Annotated in this window: 2 protein-coding genes; both read left to right on the forward strand. The window is 32.9% G+C overall.

All coding sequences use genetic code 11. From position 1 onward, the window contains the following. A partial coding sequence (locus J3U16_RS11800; RefSeq protein WP_267343169.1) for a hypothetical protein occupies positions 1 to 1,006 on the forward strand: 1,006 nt, incomplete at its 5' end. A gap of 542 nt (positions 1,007 to 1,548) precedes the next feature. After that, on the forward strand, positions 1,549 to 1,755 hold the full coding sequence (locus tag J3U16_RS11805; protein WP_065562090.1) for a hypothetical protein: 207 nt from the start codon (positions 1,549 to 1,551) through the stop codon (positions 1,753 to 1,755). Positions 1,756 to 1,869: the final 114 nt, after the last annotated feature.

Raw genomic sequence — 1,869 nt, forward strand, 5'->3', positions numbered from 1 at the left:
TTATAATTATGGTCGGGATGATGATGGTGATGTGATAAATTCAGGAACTGGTAAAATCCAAATGACAATTGTTGGTTCTACTGGTCAAAAAGTTGCTCGGACTGATGCTATTGACAAGTGTTTGGCGCCGTATAATATCAATCTAAAAATTGAAGACGGTAGCATTCAAACTCAATATGGTCTTCCAAATACAACGAAATTTAGTGATATAAATGATAATTATATTTTCACTGTTGGTTCAAGTACCATTTACACTTGTTTTGTTCAACCAAATACATCTGTGGTTTATGATAATCGAGGCGTTGCCGGAGAATGGGACTCAGATAGCAAGGCTTTTTTAGTTCAAGATATTAACAATCCAGAATCTAATTTCCCTGCAATAGGTGGCAATAATCTTAGCTTTAAATTTATTGTTGCTGGACTAGATAGTTACCGTCAACTTAGTTATACCAAAGAACCAAGTAATTCGAATATTGATTTAGAATTTAGTGAAACGCAACACTATAAAATACCTGTGGTGACTTTAAAAGGGCCAAACGCTAATTCTCCTTCATATAAAAGGAGTTTTGTGCCAACACAATTTACTATTTATGCTGACCGAGCGAAGACTCTCCCCATTTATCGATTTAAATTGCGCCGCTGGTTTATTCCTCAAACGAGTACTGATGGTAAGGATGTTCCAAACGTCAGCCATGATGCAGCAGTTAGTTTTTGCTCAAGCTTACCGGGTTATAGAATGCCGACTGTGGCAGATATGACTAATGCTAATGGTGGTGGTTGGAATGGCGGTTATCCTGGAAATGGCAATAAACCACTTTGGCAAATAAATGGGGGATTGGCTTCAGAATGGGGGGAGCTACATAGTTACTCAGGTTTCACTATGTTCGCTTTCTGGACAGGTTCACCAACCTCAACGCCAAATCAATATTATATTGTCGGTTCAGCAGGTTCTAGTATATCATCTTTTAAAAATCAATTTACCCAAGCGGTTTGTGTTACACCCTAAATAATATTTAAGTCTGTATGTTTAAGGTATGACTCTTTAAACAGAAATTATAAAAGGGAGCGGATTACGCTCCCTTTTTATTTGAATATATCATTTGATAATAAATTAATAATGCCGTCTGATTATTTAAATAAATTTGTTTAATCGTTTAAAAGTTGCCAATGACAATATATCTAAATTAAAAAATCCTTAAATTAGGTAATTGAATCTTGTAATCTTATTTAAATTTTTAACCGTTAAAATAATACAAGGTAAAAAATTCTCATACTCATTTTAGTGATAAAAAATATTCAACTTCCTCAATTTTTATACTGAAACACAGGCGTTTTCTGAAAGATTTTGCAAAATTTCCTGTATTTTTATTAATAAATTGATTGTAAGTTAGTTTTTAATTTATGTTTCAAATAGTGATACTAAATCCATCTATTTAAAACGGTGAAATCGACTATGATTAAAAAACATACTTGCTTTTTTTTTAATCAGAGCTTATAACTATGGCTGATAAGCATTCGCTTATCTTAAATATACTGGAGGAGCTTATAATGGTACAAAAATTTGCTGCATACGGTAGTGATGTTTCAGCTGGCACTTATAAATGTGCTGACTGTGGATATATTTATTCCAACCAAAGTAAGAAATCGTTACCCCCTTGTCCGGATCATAATAAAAAACCACATAGTAAAAATGGTTGGTATATAGTTAGTGGGCAAGGAGATTCAGTTAAAGATCCTCATCCAAATAAAAAATAATTTTTGACTTTAAAAGGTAAGATTAAAATATTAGAAACGTTTTTTAGCGCTAATTTATTATAAATTTTGGGGGCTAAAATATGGAAAAGCTTTGGCGTTAAAAGGCCATTAACG

This window comes from Gilliamella sp. B3023, assembly GCF_026536845.1.
GTDB classification, from domain to species: domain Bacteria; phylum Pseudomonadota; class Gammaproteobacteria; order Enterobacterales; family Orbaceae; genus Gilliamella; species Gilliamella apicola_E.